Annotated in this window: 1 protein-coding gene; it reads right to left on the bottom strand. The window is 42.8% G+C overall.

Features of this window, described 5'->3' with window-relative positions; translation table 11 throughout:
• Nucleotides 1-851, bottom strand: an 851-nt coding sequence (locus FA047_RS20365) for a UDP-glucose dehydrogenase family protein (RefSeq protein ID WP_225872810.1), incomplete at both ends; no start/stop codon positions are given.

Consider the following 851-nt stretch of genomic DNA (forward strand, 5'->3'; position numbering starts at 1 on the left):
AGTATGGTTTTTTGCCTTTCATTTACTTCCATTACAGCTTTCAGAATCTGAAAATCATAACTGTTCTCATCTGCAGCCTTAGCAAGGGCCTGAACATCTTTAGGGAAGCAGCTTCCTCCATAACCAATACCAGGAAATAAGAAACGCTTTCCTATACGGTCATCAGATCCAATACCTTTACGTACGGCATCCACATCTGCACCAACGATCTCGCATAAATTAGCGACCTCATTCATGAAAGTAATTTTAGTAGCCAGGAATGAATTAGCCGCATATTTCGTCAATTCAGATGAACGCTCATCCATAAACAAAATCGGATTTCCCTGTCTTACATAAGGACCGTACAATTCTGCCATCAGTTTTTTAGCGCGCTCACTTGTTGTTCCTATGACCACCCTGTCAGGCTTCATAAAATCATCTACGGCAACACCCTCACGTAAAAACTCGGGGTTAGAAACCACATCTATCTCCACTGAAGTGTTTTCTTTAAAAACTGCCTGCACTTTATCAGCAGTACCTACGGGCACGGTAGATTTATTTACAATAACCTTGTAGTCAGTCACCAGTTTAGAAATGTCCTTTGCCGCCCCAAGTATATAAGAAAGGTCTGCTGCTCCGTCTCCTCCGGGAGGAGTTGGCAGGGCCATAAAAATGATCTGGGCATCTTTGATTCCTGCAGCAAGATCTGTTGTGAAAGTCAGCCTGTCCTGTGCAATATTCCTGTGGAATAAAACATCAAGTCCTGGCTCATAAATAGGGATTTCTCCCTCTTGCATTTTCTGAACTTTGGCTGCATTCACATCCACACAAATCACGTTATTGCCTGTTTCAGCCAAACAAGTACCGGTAAC

It is taken from the genome of Pedobacter frigoris, from assembly GCF_005116445.1.
GTDB classification, from domain to species: Bacteria; Bacteroidota; Bacteroidia; order Sphingobacteriales; family Sphingobacteriaceae; genus Pedobacter; species Pedobacter frigoris.